At 57.4% G+C, this 18,144-nt stretch carries 18 protein-coding genes and 2 tRNA genes; 9 read left to right on the top strand and 11 right to left on the bottom strand.

What is annotated here, in order from left to right; all coding sequences use genetic code 11:
• Nucleotides 1-357: 357 nt before the first annotated feature.
• The 3 genes from FE795_RS04665 to FE795_RS04675 are packed head-to-tail and all read left to right on the top strand — an operon-like array spanning nucleotide 358 to nucleotide 3,234.
• Nucleotides 358-1,476: an NAD(P) transhydrogenase subunit alpha gene (locus FE795_RS04665; RefSeq protein ID WP_003802615.1), complete on the top strand. Its 1,119-nt coding sequence runs from the start codon at nucleotides 358-360 to the stop codon at nucleotides 1,474-1,476.
• 4 nt (nucleotides 1,477-1,480) lie between these two features.
• Nucleotides 1,481-1,801, top strand: coding sequence for an NAD(P) transhydrogenase subunit alpha (locus FE795_RS04670; protein WP_003802613.1), 321 nt, complete (start codon nucleotides 1,481-1,483; stop codon nucleotides 1,799-1,801).
• Nucleotides 1,798-3,234, top strand: a complete 1,437-nt coding sequence (locus FE795_RS04675) for an NAD(P)(+) transhydrogenase (Re/Si-specific) subunit beta (protein WP_003802611.1) — start codon at nucleotides 1,798-1,800, stop codon at nucleotides 3,232-3,234. The genes FE795_RS04670 and FE795_RS04675 overlap by 4 nt, the downstream gene beginning before the upstream one ends.
• An 85-nt stretch (nucleotides 3,235-3,319) precedes the next feature.
• Here the strand turns inward: FE795_RS04675 and FE795_RS04680 are convergent, their stop codons facing one another.
• From FE795_RS04680 to FE795_RS04695, 4 genes are all read right to left on the bottom strand, one after another.
• Nucleotides 3,320-3,652: a hypothetical protein gene (locus FE795_RS04680; protein WP_003802608.1), complete on the bottom strand. Its 333-nt coding sequence runs from the start codon at nucleotides 3,650-3,652 to the stop codon at nucleotides 3,320-3,322.
• Between the two features lie 85 nt (nucleotides 3,653-3,737).
• Nucleotides 3,738-4,121 carry a hypothetical protein gene (locus FE795_RS04685; RefSeq protein WP_003802606.1) on the bottom strand — a complete coding sequence of 128 codons (384 nt, stop codon included), beginning with the start codon at nucleotides 4,119-4,121 and terminating at the stop codon, nucleotides 3,738-3,740.
• A gap of 517 nt (nucleotides 4,122-4,638) precedes the next feature.
• Nucleotides 4,639-4,715: transfer RNA gene (locus FE795_RS04690), tRNA-Arg, on the bottom strand.
• Nucleotides 4,716-5,173: 458 nt separating this feature from the next.
• Nucleotides 5,174-5,250 (bottom strand) — tRNA-Arg (locus FE795_RS04695).
• 483 nt (nucleotides 5,251-5,733) lie between these two features.
• Between FE795_RS04695 and FE795_RS04700 the strand changes: the two genes are divergently transcribed.
• Complete coding sequence (locus FE795_RS04700; RefSeq protein WP_003802604.1) at nucleotides 5,734-6,903, top strand: alpha-hydroxy acid oxidase; 1,170 nt, start codon at nucleotides 5,734-5,736, stop codon at nucleotides 6,901-6,903.
• Here FE795_RS04700 and FE795_RS04705 read toward each other — a convergent pair.
• The 7 genes from FE795_RS04705 to FE795_RS04735 form a co-directional block, all read right to left on the bottom strand.
• Nucleotides 6,897-7,910, bottom strand: coding sequence for a glutathione S-transferase family protein (locus FE795_RS04705; RefSeq protein ID WP_059318760.1), 1,014 nt, complete (start codon nucleotides 7,908-7,910; stop codon nucleotides 6,897-6,899). The two genes, FE795_RS04700 and FE795_RS04705, sit on opposite strands and share 7 nt — an antisense overlap.
• 14 nt (nucleotides 7,911-7,924) lie before the next feature.
• A complete protein-coding gene (gene wrbA / locus FE795_RS04710; RefSeq protein WP_003802600.1) occupies nucleotides 7,925-8,524 on the bottom strand; it encodes an NAD(P)H:quinone oxidoreductase in 600 nt (199 codons plus the stop codon).
• Nucleotides 8,525-8,695: 171 nt separating this feature from the next.
• Nucleotides 8,696-9,103 carry a PaaI family thioesterase gene (locus FE795_RS04715; protein WP_003802598.1) on the bottom strand — a complete coding sequence of 136 codons (408 nt, stop codon included), beginning with the start codon at nucleotides 9,101-9,103 and terminating at the stop codon, nucleotides 8,696-8,698.
• 5 nt (nucleotides 9,104-9,108) lie between these two features.
• Nucleotides 9,109-9,423, bottom strand: a complete 315-nt coding sequence (locus FE795_RS04720; protein ID WP_003802596.1) for an I78 family peptidase inhibitor — start codon at nucleotides 9,421-9,423, stop codon at nucleotides 9,109-9,111.
• A gap of 60 nt (nucleotides 9,424-9,483) precedes the next feature.
• Nucleotides 9,484-10,101 carry a DNA-3-methyladenine glycosylase gene (locus FE795_RS04725; protein WP_081050106.1) on the bottom strand — a complete coding sequence of 206 codons (618 nt, stop codon included), beginning with the start codon at nucleotides 10,099-10,101 and terminating at the stop codon, nucleotides 9,484-9,486.
• Complete coding sequence (locus tag FE795_RS04730; protein WP_131071387.1) at nucleotides 10,094-11,131, bottom strand: adenosine deaminase; 1,038 nt, start codon at nucleotides 11,129-11,131, stop codon at nucleotides 10,094-10,096. The genes FE795_RS04725 and FE795_RS04730 overlap by 8 nt, the downstream gene beginning before the upstream one ends.
• A 57-nt stretch (nucleotides 11,132-11,188) precedes the next feature.
• Complete coding sequence (locus FE795_RS04735) at nucleotides 11,189-11,569, bottom strand: DUF423 domain-containing protein (RefSeq protein WP_059318762.1); 381 nt, start codon at nucleotides 11,567-11,569, stop codon at nucleotides 11,189-11,191.
• Between the two features lie 92 nt (nucleotides 11,570-11,661).
• Here FE795_RS04735 and FE795_RS04740 point away from each other — a divergent pair, with 92 nt between their 5' ends.
• From FE795_RS04740 to FE795_RS04760, 5 genes are read left to right on the top strand one after another with little or no spacing between them, the layout of a single operon-like run.
• Nucleotides 11,662-12,666, top strand: a complete 1,005-nt coding sequence (locus tag FE795_RS04740) for a magnesium and cobalt transport protein CorA (RefSeq protein ID WP_059318763.1) — start codon at nucleotides 11,662-11,664, stop codon at nucleotides 12,664-12,666.
• Nucleotides 12,667-12,707: 41 nt separating this feature from the next.
• Nucleotides 12,708-14,300, top strand: a complete 1,593-nt coding sequence (locus FE795_RS04745) for an acyl-CoA dehydrogenase family protein (protein ID WP_059318764.1) — start codon at nucleotides 12,708-12,710, stop codon at nucleotides 14,298-14,300.
• Nucleotides 14,301-14,348: 48 nt separating this feature from the next.
• Nucleotides 14,349-14,984, top strand: coding sequence for a thermonuclease family protein (locus tag FE795_RS04750; protein ID WP_003802584.1), 636 nt, complete (start codon nucleotides 14,349-14,351; stop codon nucleotides 14,982-14,984).
• On the top strand, nucleotides 14,978-17,164 hold the full coding sequence (locus tag FE795_RS04755; protein ID WP_219235758.1) for an ABC transporter substrate-binding protein: 2,187 nt from the start codon (nucleotides 14,978-14,980) through the stop codon (nucleotides 17,162-17,164). Before FE795_RS04750 ends, FE795_RS04755 begins: the two co-directional genes overlap by 7 nt.
• On the top strand, nucleotides 17,164-18,141 hold the full coding sequence (locus FE795_RS04760; protein ID WP_003802581.1) for an ABC transporter permease: 978 nt from the start codon (nucleotides 17,164-17,166) through the stop codon (nucleotides 18,139-18,141). The genes FE795_RS04755 and FE795_RS04760 overlap by 1 nt, the downstream gene beginning before the upstream one ends.
• Nucleotides 18,142-18,144 lie beyond the last annotated feature (3 nt).

Consider the following 18,144-nt stretch of genomic DNA (forward strand, 5'->3'; position numbering starts at 1 on the left):
TAATCAGGTGGTAGTAATGTGTCTTGCGTTTTTGTCTAAAGCGGTCTAGTGCGGGTGCAGATTTCTTGTGTCAAATAAAGGCCCTTATAGTGAGTTCCAAAAAGAATGACTGTTTTTGACAGCGCGCAGGAGAGGGAGAGGGAAACAAAAGGATAGCGTTCTATCCTGTTTAAGCAGGCGTGTCAGACGCCTGTACTTGCGCATCCGAATTTATAGAGAGTGTTCCGGTGTGGTGTGGAAGCACACATCGGGCCGGTGTGGTTGCTGAGTCGCGTCTGAAAAGAGGCAGACTCACCCCGCCGGGTACTGCACGTCGTCAGAGATCGTAGAAGTTAGTTAATTAACTGGAGATTGAAGATGCGACTGGGTGTACTAAGCCCCCGGGGGACCGGGGAAAAGAGGGTAGCGGCCACGCCCGATACCGTCAGGGCCTACCGCAAGGCGGGCCATGATGTGATTGTCGAGGCGGGTGCTGGACAGGGTATTGCCAGCTCGGATGCAGACTACGAGGCGGCAGGGGCTACGATAGGCGATCCCTATCAGGCCACCGTACTGCTGCTTGTAGGGCCAGCCGATGTGGATCTGGCCCGTCTACGTGCCGAACATGTGCTCGTCGGTATGCTGGACCCCTATGAGAGCCAGGGTCTGGATGGACTGGCTGCTTCTGGTTGCCAGGCATTTGCCCTGGAGCTGATCCCGCGTACGACGCGGGCGCAAAGCATGGACGTTCTGTCCTCGCAGGCCAATATCGCAGGGTATGCCGCAGTGCTTAAAGCGGCCACTTTGTATCCCCGATTCTTTCCCATGATGATGACCGCGGCGGGTACCGTCAAAGCAGCCCGTGTCGTGGTGCTGGGCGCGGGGGTGGCCGGTTTGCAGGCGATTGCGACGGCCCGTCGTCTGGGGGCGGTGGTCGAGGCCTCTGACGTGCGTCCGGCTGCCCGTGAGCAGATTGAGTCGCTAGGTGGCAAGTTCATTGACGTACCTTACGAGACTGACGAAGAGCGGGAAGCGGCGCAAGGCGTAGGCGGCTATGCGCGTCCCATGCCTGCTTCCTGGTTGCAACGACAGGCGGCGGTGGTGGCGGCACGTTGCGCTCAGGCCGACGTCATCATCACCACGGCCTTGATTCCGGGGCGTCCCGCCCCGCGCCTGATTGCCGAGGAGGTGGTGCAGTCCATGCGGGCGGGTTCGGTCATTGTTGACCTGGCTGCGGCACGCGGTGGCAACTGCGCCTTGACCGAAGCCGATCGGATTGTGGAAAAGCATGGCGTGACCCTGGTGGGCGAGACCAACTTTCCGGCTCGCGTTGCCGCGGATGCGTCTGCCTTGTATGCCCGCAATATTCAACAGTTTCTGGGCTTGATGCTCAAGGATCAGTCTGACGAGCTGCATATCCCTGCGGACGACGACATTGTGAATGCCAGCCGGGTGGTTCAGGGTGGTAAACGACTCTTTCCACAGCAGGGAGCCTGAGATCATGGATATTATTTCTCCCCTGGTCATTAATCTGATCATCTTTGTACTGGCCATTTACGTGGGTTACCACGTGGTCTGGACAGTGACGCCCGCTTTGCACACCCCCTTGATGGCGGTGACCAACGCCATCTCGGCCATCATCATTGTGGGCGGTATGCTGGCGGCAGCCCTAACCGAAAGCACCTGGGCACAGGTGATGGGCATCATCGCCACCGCGCTGGCCTCGGTTAACGTGTTCGGTGGTTTTCTGGTAACCCGCCGCATGTTGGAAATGTTTAAAAAGAAGGGCGCTAAAAATACGCCCAAGGAAGGGCAATCATGATTTCCATGAATACCGTTACCTTGTGCTATTTACTGGCTTCAGTGTGTTTCATTCAGGCCCTGAAAGGCTTGTCGCATCCAGCCAGTTCGCGTCGTGGCAATCTGTTCGGCATGGTGGGGATGGCCTTGGCCATTGCCACCACCGCCGTGCTGATCTACAGCCTGGCTCCTGAAGGCAAAGAGCTTTCTGGCCTGCTGCGGGTTCTGATCGGTCTGGTCATTGGCGGCGTGCTCGGCACCATCATGGCACGCCGTGTCGAGATGACCAAAATGCCGGAGCTGGTGGCCTTCATGCACAGCATGATTGGTCTGGCTGCGGTCGCCATTGCGATTGCCGTGGTGCTGGAGCCGGTGGCCTTCGGGATTGGTTCGGCCGAGGTGGCGCTGCCCATGGGTAACCGTGTGGAGCTGGCCTTGGGCGCGCTGGTCGGTGCCATTACCTTCTCCGGTTCGGTGATTGCATTTGGCAAGCTGTCGGGCAAATACAAATTCCGACTGTTCCAAGGGGCGCCCGTCACTTTTAAAGGTCAGCACATGCTGAACCTGCTGCTCGGGCTCTTGGCCCTGCTCTGCGGTGCGATCTTTGTGATGACCCAGGCATGGTGGGCCTTTGGCGTGCTGCTGGCCTTGTCCTTCCTGCTGGGCGTGATGTTGATCATCCCGATTGGCGGGGCGGACATGCCGGTGGTGGTCTCCATGCTGAACAGCTATTCGGGCTGGGCCGCAGCAGGGATTGGTTTCTCCCTGAACAACTCCATGCTGATCATTGCCGGTTCGCTGGTGGGTTCTTCCGGTGCAATTCTGTCCTACATCATGTGCAAGGCCATGAACCGTGCCTTCTTCAACGTGATACTGGGCGGTTTTGGTGCCAATCCGGAAGCGGCTGCCGGTGGCGCGGATCAGGGCAATCGTTCGGTGAAATCCGGCAGTGCAGAAGATGCCGCTTTCATGATGAGCAATGCCGAGTCCGTGGTGATTGTGCCCGGTTACGGTTTGGCCGTGGCCCGTGCTCAACACGCCTTGAAAGAGTTGTCGGACAAGCTGACCAGCCAGGGTGTGAATGTGCGATACGCGATTCATCCGGTGGCCGGTCGTATGCCTGGCCATATGAACGTCTTGCTGGCTGAGGCCGAAATGCCTTATGAGCAAGTCTTTGAAATGGACGACATCAATAGCGAGTTTGCGCAGACCGATGTGGTGCTGGTGCTGGGGGCCAATGACGTGGTTAACCCGGCCGCCAAGAACGATCCGGCTTCGCCAATTGCGGGCATGCCGATTCTGGAAGCGTACAAGGCCCGAACCGTGATCGTGAACAAGCGGTCCATGGCCGCCGGTTATGCCGGTCTGGATAACGAGCTGTTCTATATGGACAAGACCATGATGGTGTTTGGCGATGCCAAAAAGACCATCGAAGATATGGTCAAAGCGTTGTAAACCTTTTGGGGTTTTGGCGCTGGCAGTAAAAAAGCGCTCTGGTTCCTTGGGGGGCCGGAGCGCTTTCTGGTTGGGAAGAGCGAATTTAAAACTTGGGGCCGGAGCGCAATTGCTCGCACATTTGTTGGCGCTGCGCTTCGCTGATCGTGGCCATGTCCTTGCTGCCGCGTTCCAGACCTGCATTGAACGCTGCTTCAAAGTCGGCTTCGTTCAGGCCCATCTCTTTCATGGACTGCTGTTGCTTTTCCTTCATTTCTTTCAATTGCGCCTCGGAGTAGTCGCCGCAGACTTTTGCGGCGGCGTGCATGGCACCACCCATTTGGGCAAGCTGGGTCGAGGGAGGCGTGTTTTGCGCGAAGGCCAGGCCGCAGGCCAGAAGCAGGCCGGCGGGCAGTAAACGGAAAGTGCGTGAAGTCATGATGAGTCTCGTTGCCTTGCTGTAAAAAAGCCTGGGCTGACCCGCCCAGGCTTTTGAGTATAGCCAGTCTTAAACCAAGCGGTTTTTAGATCTGCGATAAGCTGTAGTCGGAAACCTTATTGTTTTGAAAATGAATGAACAGCGTGTAGGAATCCGCCGGTGCTGCACCCGTAAGGCTGCTGGCGGCCCCCAGTCCGAAGGCACCCATGGCAGAGGACAGCAAGTCAGCGTTTGCGGTGTTACGGGGAGAGTAGGTCCACATCGATGGTCCGTTTGGGCCTTCTTGAGTGGTATCGGGTTTGCCGTAGAGCTGGCGCACTTGCTCAGAGGTGGTGACGCCTGGTTTCAGGTGTGTTTTTAGGTAGGCGGCAGTGAACTTGTCTTCGCCTCCCGTTCCACCACCCTGTAGGGTCTGGCAGGCAGCAAGTGGAATGGACAGTAAAAGCGCAGCGAGCATGCGACGAGTCATGGGTTTCCTCTTTAGATTAATGAACAGATCTGCTTTGTTTGTTTTTCGGGTCTATTCAAAGATGGGAATAGCCCAAGATGTGCCAACGACAGGCTGCACCGGGATATCGGTTTCAGCAGGTACAAGCCGGACGGCTCAATTTTCTCTGTCGTATGTGACTGCGTGTTGTACGCAGCCCGTGGCATAAGCTCTTGGAATGGTATGTCCCCTCTTTTAATTCGTGTTGGCAATAATAGAGAGGTTTTACCCTAATTTTTTGAAATTAAAAGAATGTTTCAATTGTTACATCTGGTTCGTGGCATTTGTGAAGTTCAGTTTATAAACGCCTGGGCAGGGACTTGAGGATGAGTGTTGTGCTTTTCTGCCTGACAAGGCTGATGGGTGGAAACAATTAACTTTGCCCGCTGCATGCAAATCACAGGAAAAAAGCAGAGAAACCGGGAGAGTCAGGTTGGGTAAAAAAGCGGAAAGACAAACGAAAAAAGCCACTTCCGAAGAAGTGGCTTTTTTCTTTATATGGCGCGGCTGGCAAGATTCGAACTCACGACCCCTTGGTTCGTAGCCAAGTACTCTATCCAACTGAGCTACAGCCGCCAAAGAAATGAAACTATAGCAGACTATTTATCTGCATGGCAAGCCTGTAATACTCTTTTTTTAAAATAAATACGAAAATGGTTCGGCTTGACTGAGCAGCGGGCCAGAGGAAGAGGGGGAGTCCATTACGATTGGTGCCTGAGTTGGCCGCTTGTACTGGTTTTCCTGGAGTCGGATGCGTCCAAAACGTCCCGATGTCATGAAGGGAGCTTGCTTCGGACAGGCGGAAAAGGGCATTGGAGTGTGAAGAATGGCGGGCAGGGCGTGAGTCCGCTTTTCAGTCGAGCAGCTCGCAGCGGCAGAATGCATACGAGGCAAGCGCCAGGACCTGAGAGTAAGGGGCGTGCGCAGTGTGTCATTGATGACAGAAACAAAAAAGCCACAATGAAAATTCATTGTGGCTTTACTTGCCAAGACTGAAGTCTTGAAGACTGTTCTATATAGAACACTCTTGAATATGGCGCGGCTGGCAGGATTCGAACCCACGACCCCTTGGTTCGTAGCCAAGTACTCTATCCAACTGAGCTACAGCCGCTAAAGAAGTAAAACTATAGCACGGCTATTTTTACTTGTCACCACAATATCGAATTTTTTTCGATAAAGTTTCGATGAATAGTCGTTTTTCGGTTGGGCATGTGCTTGGCAAGGGCTGGTTTCAAGGCGATGAGATGGCTGGAGAGGCCAAACGGCTCGCAGTGGCTTCTCGTCGGATCGGCCTGGAGAGGCAACGCAGCTCAACAAAGAGCCAGTCAGCCCTGGGGGAGCTGCGTTAAGAAAGGTTTTGTTCGTGTATCGCGAGTAGTTCGCGCGTCAGGGGGCATTGAGCAGCCTCTTGGGGGAGCGTGCTTTAGCAGGAACAGTGAGCCGTCTATCAGGACTGGTGTGCTCGACTGAGGGCCCTAAGCCATCTCTGGGGGGTGACCCCGTCTATGCGGAACAAGAGCCAGCCGGTCGGGGATGACTTGCCCCCAGGGAAACAAAGTCGCATTATTACGCCATTGTTTTGGAGCTGAATGTCATGGATCTGTCGAAAATTACCTGCACTGAAGATTTCCGCCTGGTGGCTAAACGCCGCGTGCCCAAGATGTTTTATGACTACGCCGACTCTGGCTCTTGGACGCAAGGGACGTATCAGGCTAATGAGCAGGATTTTCACAAGCTGAAATTCAGACAGCGTGTGGCAGTGGATATTGGTCATCGCAGTATAAGGACGACGCTGTTGGGGCAGGACGTGGCCATGCCAGTGGCTATTGCCCCCACAGGCCTGACGGGTATGCAGCATGCCGACGGCGAAATGCTGGCCGCTTTGGCTGCTCGGGACTTTGGTATTCCTTTCACACTGTCCACCATGAGTGTGTGCTCGCTCGAGGATGTGGCTCAGGCGACCCGTAGTCCGTTCTGGTTTCAGCTCTACGTCATGCGTGATCGCAGTTTTATTGAAAACCTGATTGCGCGTGCCAAAGCAGCTCATTGCTCGGCGCTGGTTCTGACTCTGGACTTGCAGGTGCTGGGGCAGCGTCACAAAGACATCAAAAACGGTTTGACGACGCCTCCGCGCCTGACGGTGCCCAATCTGCTCAATCTGGCGACCAAACCATATTGGTGTCGCAACATGTTGCGCACCCATCGCCGCAGTTTTGGCAATATTGTCGGCCATGCCAAGGGCGTTTCGGATTTGCGTTCTTTGGCGACCTGGACCGCTGAGCAGTTTGACCCGAGCTTGAGCTGGAAAGATATCGAGTGGATCAAAAATGCCTGGGGCGGCAAACTGATTGTCAAAGGCATTATGGATGCGGACGATGCTCGCCATGCAGTCGACAGCGGCGCCGATGCGCTGATCGTGTCCAATCACGGCGGTCGTCAGCTCGATGGTGCGCCTTCTTCCATTTCCTGCCTGCCGGCTATCAGCAAGGCGGTGGGTGACAAGATCGAGGTGCTCGTCGACGGAGGAGTTCGCAGTGGTCAGGATGTGTTGCGGGCACGGGCCCTGGGCGCCCAGGGAGCGATGATTGGCCGTGCTTTTCTCTACGCTTTGGGAGCGGCCGGTCAGCCCGGCGTGGCTCGCTTGCTCAAATTGATGGCCAATGAACTGGATGTGTCCATGGCTTTTTGCGGGCGCACCGACATTAATCAGGTTGACCGATCTATTTTGCTCAATCCTGATATTTTTGATCGCCCCGGTTACTGAAGACCAATATGCAAGGGGCCTGGCTGGGCAGGTAAATGGCCGCGTCCGTGGGGCCCGTTCAGATCCATGAGTGGGCCAGCGGGCACAATGCCTGTCGGGTTCAAATGGCTGTGACTGCTGTAGTAATGGGTTTTGATGTGATCCAGATTGACGGTATCGGCGATGCCGGGCATCTGGTACAGCTCCAGCATGTAGTTCCACAGATTCGGATAGTCGATCAAACGGCGCAGATTACATTTGAAGTGGCCGACATAGACCGGATCGAAGCGGATCAAGGTAGTGAACAGACGCCAGTCGGCCTCAGTGAGCCGTGTACCAGTCAGATAGCGCTGCTGGGCCAGTCGGGTTTCCAAGCCGTCCAGACTCTGGAACAGCGCATGCACGGCAGTGTTGTAGGCAGACTGTGAGCGGGCAAAGCCGGCTTTGTACACGCCGTTGTTCACCGTGTCGTAGACATGGCCATTGATCTGCTCGATTTGGGTACGCAAGTCGAGCGGAGCCATATCCAGACTGCGTGCCCCCAAGGTATCGAATGCGTTATTGAAAATACGCATGATCTCGGAGGACTCATTGTTGATGATCGTGGCCCGATGCTTGTCCCACAGCACGGGAACCGTAATGCGGCCGGTAAAGTTCGGATCAGCCTTGGCGTAGAGCTGGTGCAGGAACTGGGCATCCATGACTGGATCGGCGATCACACCTTCAGCCGGCTCAAACGTCCAGCCTTGATCGTCCATGACAGGATTCACAACTGAGACGGAAATCAGTTTGTGCAGTCCTTTCAGTTCGCGCATGATCAAGGTGCGATGCGCCCAAGGGCAGGCCAGCGACACATACAGGTGATAGCGGTTGGCCTGAGCGGGCTGTGCCGCCTGCCCCTGGGGACCGGGGCCGCCATCGGCCGTAATCCAGTCCCGGAAGGTGGACTGGGCACGCTGAAATGTATCGGACTCAGTACGGCTGACTGGCTCTTTGCTGTGCCATTGCCCTTCAATCATCATGCCCATTCTTGTCCTCCGTTTTAGCCTTTCAGCTTCATGGCAATTTCAGCGATATGACGGCCCTGGAAGCGGGCCCCGTCCAGCTCGTTCTGGCTTGGTTGGCGCGATCCGTCGCCACCGGCAATGGTAGAGGCTCCGTAGGGGCTGCCACCGGTTACCTCATCGAGCAGGGTTTGACCCGCAAAGCTGTAGGGCAGGCCCACCACAATCATCCCAAAGTGCATCAGGTTGTGAATAATGGACAGCAGCGTGAGCTCCTGCCCGCCGTGCTGGGTAGCAGTGGACGTAAAGGCGCCACCTACCTTGCCATTGAGGGCGCCGCGTGCCCACAGGCCACCGGCCTGGTCCAGAAAACTGGCCATTTGTGAACTGATACGCCCAAATCGGGTGCCGGTGCCCACAATAATGGCGTCATAGTTTTCCAGGTCGGCAATCGAGGCAACCGGAGCGGCCTGATCCAGCTTGAAATTCGCTTTCTGGGCCACCGCTTCCGGGACCAGTTCGGGGACACGTTTGATATCCACCGTCGCACCAGCGCTTTGCGCACCTTCAGCCACCGCTTGGGCCATTTTCTCAATGTGGCCGTAGGCGGAGTAATAGAGAACCAGGACTTTTGCCATTTGAATGTCTCCAGAAAAGCGATCAACAAGGAATCGGACGGGGCAGCGGCCCCTGGACAAGGCCGGGGACGAGCATGCTATGACGATGATAGTCGGGCCTGCCCTGCTATGACAAACCGCCAGGCTATTTGTTTTGTGTCAGAGTCTGTCTTGTTGTCTGCTCGGCCGCGCTCAACCTGGCAACAGGGCGTAGGTGGTGGTGGCGTGGGCGGCCAGGCGGTCCTGTTCATCAAACAGCTTGATGTCGCCAAAGACCATGCTCTTGCCTCGTTTCAGAACCTGGGCATGGACCAGGACATCGCCTTGGGCAACCGGGCGCACAAAACTGGTGTTCAGTGAAACGGTGGTCATGGGACGGAATTCGCCCAGGCTTTGGCTGATGGCCAGCACCATCGCGGTATCGGCTGCCGCCATATAAACCTGACCGCACACCACCCCCGCGACATGGGTCAATTGTTCTGAAAAGGGCAGGCGCAGCACCACGCCGTCCTCCTGCACCTTTTCCACGCGTAGCTTCAAGGCTTGCACCCAGGGCGCGAACAGCGTGTTCAGCAGGTGTTGGCTTTGCTCGTGAGTCATGGGGCTTAGCCGCAGTAGACCGACAAAATGCGGTTTTGCTCATCGACCCGGATGTTCAGGCGAGTAGGGTCGTAGTCGGTGGTGTACATACGATCCGGAGCCAGAATGCGGGCTTGCGAGGCACCGGCCTGTTTGACAAGACGTTCAATCTGGCTTTGGCTGGCTGTTTGTCCGGCCGGGCTCAGGGAGTCGGCATCGCACAGCCCCCCCGAGGTGTTGCGCAACGACGAACTTGAACCGCTTTGGGCGCTATTGCCCGTGGCCGTGCAGGCGACCAGAAAAACGGCGGGAAGGACGCTAAGAAGTACGGAGAGTCGCATGAGAAATCCTTTAAAGCAGCTGGGAAGCATTCAGAGCTTGAAGGACTAATAATACCTGTTCTAGACGGGGCGTTTAAGGCCCTTTGCGCTGCGTTTTGCAGCGGTTTTACCCGGTTTGACCGAGACCTGCGGGTGCTGTGCGATGGCGTAGCGCAGCGGGGCCGTGGCCCAGTCGCCTGCATAGTCCACGCCGATGCGCGGGCCGATGTGGATCTGCTCGGGCGCCAGAGCGGGAGCGTCCAGCAGATGCAAGGTGGGGGAGCAGGCATCGGCACCGTTATAGGCCTTGTCGATATCCAGCCCTTTGCACAGCCGTCCCGGCCCGGACAGGGAAGGCCCTTCCAGGGGAGAGGCCCATTGGGCGGCTCGCAGCAGCACCGCCGTGCCGTCTCCTTCCACGCCACTGACGATATTCATGCAGTGATGCAGGCCGTAGATCAGATAAATGTAGGCATAGCCGGCCGGGCCGAACATCAGTCGGGTGCGATCGGTGATACCTCGCCGGCTGTGGGCGGCCTGGTCCTGGGGGCCGAGATAGGCCTCGGTTTCCACAATGGTGGCGCAGCGTTGGCCGCGTTCGTCATTCAGCACCAGTGTTTTGCCTAACAACTCCAGGGCGACGTAGCGTGGGTCGCGGGCGAAAAACGCCCGCGGCAGATACAGGGAAGGCTTAGCCATGGCCGGGAATAGACTCCAGCTTGTTCAACCAGAACTGCTGCTTTTCCTTGGGCAAAAAGGAGGCGCGCAGACTATTGGCAGCCAGCGTGCGCAAGTCCGCTTCCTGTAAGCCCAGGGCTTGGGCAGTCTGCATATAGTTATCCAGCAGGTAGCCCCCGAAATAGGCCGGGTCGTCCGAGTTCACGCATACATTCAAGCCGCGATCAAGCAAATGCTTCAGGTTGTGTTGGTCAAGACTATCAAACACCTTGAGCTTGATGTTGGACAGAGGGCAGACCGTCAAGGGAATGGCGTGATCGATCAGGTACTGCATCAAGGCCGGATCATCCTGGCTGCGCACACCATGGTCGATGCGTTCCACGTTCAGAAGCTGCAGCGCATCGCGCACATAGCTGGCCGGGCCTTCCTCGCCGGCATGAGCAACTAGACGAAAGCCCAGTTCACGGCCATGAGCATAGACTTTCTCGAATTTGGCGGGTGGGTTGCCTTTTTCTGAGGAGTCCAGACCAATGGCGACCCACAGATCTGCATACTGTTCGCGCAAGGGCAGGGCCGCTTTCAAGGTCTCAAAGGCGTCCGCCTCGCTGAGGTGACGCAGAAAGCTCAGGATCAGATAGCTGCTGATACCCAGTTCGGATCTGGCTTGGCGTGCCGCCCGCGCAATGCCTGCGAATACGGTTTCCATGGCAACGCCGCGGGCCGTATGTGTCTGCGGGTCAAACATGATTTCGGTGTGGACAATGCCATCGGCCTGGGCGCGTAAAAAGTAGGCCCAGCTCATGTCAAAGAAGTCCTGTTCGTGAATCAGGACACCGGCCCCGGCATAGTACAGATCCAGAAAGGACTGCAGATCAGTGAACTGATAGGCAGCCTGCAGGCTGGCCTGGTCGGGGTAGGGCAAGGTGATCTGGTTGCGCTGGGCCAGCTTGAAGATCAAGTCTGGTTCCAGGGTGCCTTCAATATGAAGGTGCAGTTCGGCCTTGGGAAGTTGGCGGGTAAACTCGCGTAAGGACAAAGCGGGATCGGACACGGGGCGCTCCTGTTAGGCAGACTATGCTCCCCATTATACGAAGGCCAGTGTCCCGGGTCAGGCACCCTGGCCGCGCACGGCGGCAAAAGCCAGACAAAGCCAGGCCAGAATCATCGCAACCCCGCCTATCGGGGTAATGGCCCCCAGCCACTTCACACCGCTCAGCACCAGAATGTACAGGCTTCCACTGAAGATCAGGACGCCGACCAGCATCAGGACGGCGCTGCGAGATTGCCAGGCGGGATGAAGCCGGTTACCCAAGGCGGCGATCAGCAACAGGCCCAGTCCATGCAGCAATTGATACAGGACAGCCGTTTGCCAGGTCGCCAGGGCGGAGGCGTCCACCATGGCGCGCAGGGCGTGGGCACCAAAGGCGCCCAGACCGACGCCTACCGCCATTATCAAGGCCCCCAGGCATAGAATGGTTCGTGATTTCATATTGATCCTTGCTAGTGGCCACCGTCGCGGCGCGTAGGCAGGCCAGTGCTATTATCGAACAAAAAAATTGGCTTTGTCTGCAAGGAGGCAGCATGCAAGAAATAGCTCCGGTCACGCCTGATGTACAGGATATGGTGGTGGCCGCGTATCGCTATCAGTCTGGCCAGCCTGCCATGGCTTTGGATATTCATCATCTGCCTGCCCACGATCCCCTGAAGGATGGCTTTATCTGGATTGGCTTGAAAGATCCCAGCGAGGCGATTTTGCGCGAACTGGGGGTTCAACTGGGCCTGCCGGACAATGCGGTCGAGGAACTGATCGCTCCCCATCGCCGTCCCAAGCTGCTGGAGTTTAGCAATTGTCTGATTGTGGTGGCGGTCACCTTGGGTCTGAAAGATTTGCGTCCCTTGCTGGGCACAACGCAGATTCTGATCGCCCACGGCTTGTTGCTGACGGTGCGGCGAGGTTCCAACAGCAGTTATCTGCAGTTGCGTGCCCGCCTGGAGAGTACCCCTGCCTTGCTGGCACGGGGCAGTGATTTTGTCGCCTCAGAACTGCTGGATCTGATTGTGGATCAGTACCAGACTTCCCTGGAGCAGACTGAGAAGGCGGTCGAGGCGATCGAGCAGCAATTTCTGATTCGCGGCTTCAAGGAAAATGATGTGCGGCGGATTTATCGTTTGCGGCGTGATCTGCTGCGAGTCCATACGGCGGTGTCGCCCCTGGCCGAACTGACGCGCCGCTTGTCACGCATTGAACTTGAGTATGTCGATGCGGAAAGCCGGGCTTATTTTGGCGAGGTGTCGGACCGTATTGCCCGTACGGCCGAGTTCATCAATAGCCAGCGACAAGCGCTGGCTTTTGCCTTTGAAGGCGGTTTGATGATCGGACAGATGCAGCAAACCGACACCACCCGAAAGCTGGCGGCCTGGGCGGCCATTCTGGCTGTACCGACTGCAGTTGCGGGGATTTACGGCATGAACTTCAAGCTCATGCCGGAACTGGAGTGGACACTGGGTTATCCCTATGCCTTGGGTTTGATGGGCAGTGTCTGCGGATTCTTGTACTGGAAATTCAAGAAGGCCAAATGGCTCTAGTCTGAATCAGGGAGCGAGAGGGCCGGTATCAAGGAGGCGTGATGGGTCTGGAGCAGCAGTTACAGAATCAAGTGCCGGATTTGATGGATGATGATCTGTTTGGCGAAGATCCGGCCCTACAGTATTGGCAAGCGATGCTGGCGTCTGAGGAGGCCCGGCAGGCGCTGGCGGAATATGGGCGCACGCTCGGTTGCGCCCATTGGCGCGAGCAGGGTGCCCTGGCCAACCGTCAGCCACCGCAATGGCGTGGCTGGTCCGCCCAGGGCCAGCGCGTGGACCAGGTGGACTTTCATCCTGCCTGGCATCATCTGATGCAACTGGGTATGGAGCAGGGACTGCACATCTGGCCGTCTGAGGCTCGGGCCGGACAGCATCTGCAGCGTGCGATGGGCTTTTACATGCAGGGTCAGATCGAGGCGGGTACCTTGTGTCCTTTGACCATGACGCGGGCGGCCGCCCCTTTGTTGCAGACTGAACCGTTTCAGGACTGGGCCGCCAGGTTGCGCCTTAATCATTATGATCCCTCGGCGCAATGGTTCATGCAAAAAAGCAGTGTGCTTGTGGGCATGGGGATGACGGAAATGCAGGGCGGCTCTGATCTGCGCACCTGCATCACCGAGGCGCACCCCGACTCCCAGGCATTTCGTCTGTACGGGCACAAATGGTTTTTTTCCGTGCCACAGGCGGACGGACATCTGGTGCTGGCTCGTGAGCACGAGCAGTTTTCCTGCTTCCTGATGCCGCGCTATACCGAATATGGGCTGAACCGGCGCTATATACGCCGGCTCAAGGACAAGCTGGGCAATCGTTCCAACGCCAGTGCGGAGATTGATCTTGACGGCGCGCTGGCCTGGCGGGTGGGTCAGGCAGGTCGAGGCATTGCCTTGCTGGCGGCAATGGCGGCCCGTACCCGTATTGATTGCGTGTTGGGCAGCGCCGCCCTGATGCGGCAGGCCTTGGTGCAGTCTTTGCATTATTGTCAGCATCGACGCTCTTTTGGCAAAGCATTAATCGATCAGCCCCTGATGCAGGCCGTTTTGCTGGATATGAGTCTGGAAAGCGAAGCTGCCACTCATCTGGCCTTGTTTCTGGTGGACTTGCAGGAGCGGATCGATGACCCAGTGTCGCAGGCGGTACTGCGTGTCCTGGCTCCAGCGGCCAAGTTCTGGGTGTGCCGTCGGGCCATCGCTCTGTGTGCCGAAGCCATGGAAACCTGGGGGGGCAACGGCTATATCGAGGAAGGACCGATGCCGCGCCTGCTACGGGAAGCCCCTGTCAATTCGATTTGGGAAGGCTCTGGTAATGTGATGTGCCTGGACGTGCAGCGCGCCTTGAGTCAGGAGGGCGTAGGGGAGGCCTTGCAGGCCGATTTGCATGTCCGTACGGGGGATGACGCGGAACTGAGGCAGGCGGCCCAGGATTTATTGAATACGGTTTCTCAGGCTGGGGGCCGTGTCTGGGTGCAGAAGTTGGCTGTTTTGTATCAGGCCTGCCTGATGCGGCAGGTGGCCCCCGATGCTGTGGCGGATCTGTTTGTGGCTCATCGAGTACAACAGGACCCTGCAACCGTGTTCGGCCTGGAGGGCGTCGAGCAGGCCTCCTGGTATTTGCAGCGTGCCCGGCCTCGTCGGTAGGGAGCCCGATGCAGGCGGGCCGCCTAGGGACAATGCTCTGGACAGGCGGTGCGCAGTATCTATAATTTGTTGGCTTGGTTTCTGCAATCCGCCTGGAGTGTTGTCCGTATCATGATCGTGTTTCCGCTGTCCGGCTTTTCTTCTTTGACGCGGCGAGCCGCTGTTTGCGCAGGCCTGACCGCCTTGATGACGGCATGGACCGGGCCGGTTCAGGCGCAAGGGTTTGAGCTGACTGGACGAGTGGTGCGCGTGGCCGATGGAGATACACTGACGATTCTGTCTGGCAACAGAAAGCAGGAGCGAGTGCGTCTGGCCAGTATTGATGCGCCCGAGACGACCAAGGACAGCCGTCGTCCTGGCCAGCCTTTTGCCGAGGCCTCGCGGCGTTTTCTGTCGGATCTGGTCTCCGGTCAACATCTGACCTTGTCATGCCATGAACGGGACCGTCACGGTCGTGCCGTTTGTGATGTACCGCTGGCAGGGGGGGAAACGGCTAACCAGAAACTGGTACGGGCGGGAATGGCCATGGCCAATCGTGAAAAAGGCGGCCGTTTTTTGCGTGATCCACGTATCGCAGAGTTGGAGCGTGAAGCCCAGCAGGCCCGTGTCGGCATCTGGTCTGAACCCAATCCTGTTCCGCCATGGAAATGGCGCTATGACTGTTGGCAGCAAGGGCAATGCTAAGTCCTCTGCGTCAGATTGGGCTGGCCGTGATATGCGTCGCCTTGGCGGCCTGCTCCAAGCCGGTCAATAGTCCTTATCACGAAGGCAGTGCAGCCCAGAACACGCTGTACAGTGCGTTTACGACCCGCTCGCCTAATCATCTGGACCCTGCTTTGTCCTATTCCGGGGACGAGACGCCGTTTACCTATTCCATTTACGAGCCCCTGTACGGCTATCACTATCTGGACCGTCCCTACCGCCTGATACCTAAAGTGGCGCAAGCGTTGGTGGAACCGGTCTACCTGGACGCACAGGGTAATCAGCTGCCTGCAGATGCGCCGGGGGAGCAGGTGGCTATCAGCCGTTACGACATTCCCATTAAGAAAGGCATTGCTTTTCAGCCTCATCCGGCGTTTGCGCTGGATGAGCAGGGTGACTATCGCTACTACCCCATGCGGGCTCCGGACCTGAGCGGGGCGTACAGTATTGCTGACTTTGACCATACGGGTTCGCGCGAGCTGACTGCTCACGATTACGTCTATGCCTTCAAGCGTTTGGCCAGCCCGCGGCTGGCCTCGCCCGTTTTGGGCGTGATGGCCGAGCATATCCGGGGCTTTAAGGAGTTTAGCGAGGAGCTGGCCCGTGTCGACAAACAGGAGCCGCGCCCGCAATGGCTGGATTTGCGACCTTATACGCTGTCAGGAGTACGGGCGCTGGACAAACACACGTTGCGCATCGAGGTCAATGGCAAGTATCCGCAGTTCAAATACTGGTTGGCCATGACATTTACGGCTCCGATGGCCTGGGAGGCCGAGCGTTTCTATAGCCAGCCAGGCATGGCGCAGCACAATCTGACGCTGGACAGTTGGCCCGTGGGTACGGGGCCCTTCATGTTGACCGAGTCCTTGACCAATCGTCGTCATGTTCTGAGCCGCAACCCGAATTACCGGGGCGAACCCTACCCTTGTGTCGGTGAGCCGGGCGATCAGGCGGCCGGGCTGCTGGACGATTGCGGCAAGTCCATGCCTTTTCTGGACAAGGTGGTGTTTTCTCTGGAGAAAGAGGGTGTGCCCCTGATGGGCAAGTTTCTGCAGGGCTATTACGACATTCCGCAAGTGGAGCGGGGTGAGTACGGGGTAGCCATGACGGTTGCCGCTCAGGACTCGGTCGAGAAAGCCAATTTGTATCAGGAGCGCGGCCTGCAACTGCGAACGGCCCCCGAAGCACAATTGTTTTACATGGGTTTTAACTGGCACGACCCGGTGGTCGGGCAGGGCGATACGCCGGAGCAGTTCGAGAGAAACCGCAAGCTGCGTCTGGCCATCAGCATTGTGTTCGACTGGGAGCAGTACGTATCGATCTTCATGAATGACCAAGGGCAGGCTGGACATGGCCCCTTGCCGCCTGGGGTTCCGGGCTATCAGCCTTTGCCGCAAGGCGCCAACCCCTATGTCTACACCAAGGATGACGGCGTGGTGAAGCGACGCAGTCTGGATGAGGCGCGCGAGCTGTTGCGGCAGGCCGGTTATCCTGACGGACGCGACAGCCGCACGGGCAAGCCCTTGATTCTGTATTACGACTCCATGGCGGGCATGGGCTCGGACGCCACGGTGGATTGGATGCGCCGCCAGCTGGCTCAGGTGGGCTTGCAGCTGGAGGTACGCGCCACGGATTACAACCGCTTTCAGGACAAGATGAAGCGCGGCGCCGCCCAGATGTTCCTCTGGGGCTGGGTTGCAGATTACCCGGATGCGGAGAATTTCTTTACCTTGCTGTACGGACCTCAGGCCAAGAAGGATTTTGGGGGCGAGAATGCCGCCAATTATCAAAGTGCCGAGTTCGACCGCCTGTATGAACAGATGCGTTTTTTGAATGATGGCCCGGAAAAGGACGCCGTGGTGCAGGAGATGATTCGTCTGGTGCAGCACGACGCCCCCTGGATGTTTGGCTACGTCCCCAATGCGGGTGGCGCCTATCAAAGCTGGGTGCGCAATGCCAAGCCGTCCTTGATGGTGCGCGACAGTCTGCAGTATTACCGTATCGACCCACAACAGCGTGTTGAGCGTATCGATTGGTGGAATCCGCCTGTATGGTGGCCCGCCATCCCGCTGGGTGTGCTGCTGGTGGTGCTCGTATGGGCGGTGCGTTCGCAGGCGCGGGCGCGACGCCGCCATGTGGCTTTGCGTCAGGAGAAAGATTGATGTTTTCCTACATCGTGCGGCGCATTCTGTATGGCGTACTGATTCTGATCGGGGTCAACCTGCTGACCTTTGTGCTGTTTTTTGCCGTCAACACGCCCGACGACATGGCGCGTTTATCCATCGGCGGGCAGCGTGTCAGCCAGACGGCCATTGATAACTGGAAAGCTGAGCGCGGCTATGACAAGCCCCTGTTCTATAACGCGCAGGCCCAGGGGGCCCAGGCTTTTACCGACACCATCTTTTATGAGCGATCTGTTCCCTTGCTGCGTCTGGATTTTGGTCTGTCCGATCAGGGGCAGGATATTGCCTATCAGATCAAGCAGCGCATGGGGCCCAGTCTGGCGCTGGCCCTACCCACCTTCTTTCTGGGTTTGTGGGTGTGCATCAGCATCGCCTTGCTGATGGTGTTTTTTCGTGGGTCCCGGCTGGACTTTTCTGCCGTCGTGCTATGCGTGGTGTTGATGTCCATTTCGGGCCTGTTCTACATTATTGCCGGGCAGTGGCTGTTCGCACGCGTATTGCGCTGGGTGCCATTTTCCGGCTGGGTGGATGGCTTGGATAACTGGCGCTTTCTGGTCTTGCCGGTGCTGGTGGGCATTTTGTCGCGCGTCGGGGCGGAGTCGCGCTTTTACCGCAGTCTGTTTTTGGAAGAGGCCAGCCGCGATTATGTGCGTACGGCACGTTCCAAGGGTTTGACTGACTCGACGGTTCTGTTTCGTCACGTTTTGCCCAACGCACTGTTGCCTATCCTGACGGGCACGGTCTCTGCCTTGCCCTTGCTGTTCATGGGCAGTCTGATTTCCGAGTCTTTTTTTGGTATTCCGGGTCTGGGCAGCTTCACCATTGATGCCATCAATGCCCAGGACTTCTCCATTGTGCGTGCCATGGTGTTTTTAGGATCGATGCTGTATATCGCCGGTTTGATTCTGGCTGATATCTCCTACACCCTGGTTGACCCCCGCATTCGTTTCAGTTGAGCC

This window comes from Alcaligenes ammonioxydans (assembly GCF_019343455.1).
GTDB lineage: Bacteria > Pseudomonadota > Gammaproteobacteria > Burkholderiales > Burkholderiaceae_B > Alcaligenes > Alcaligenes ammonioxydans.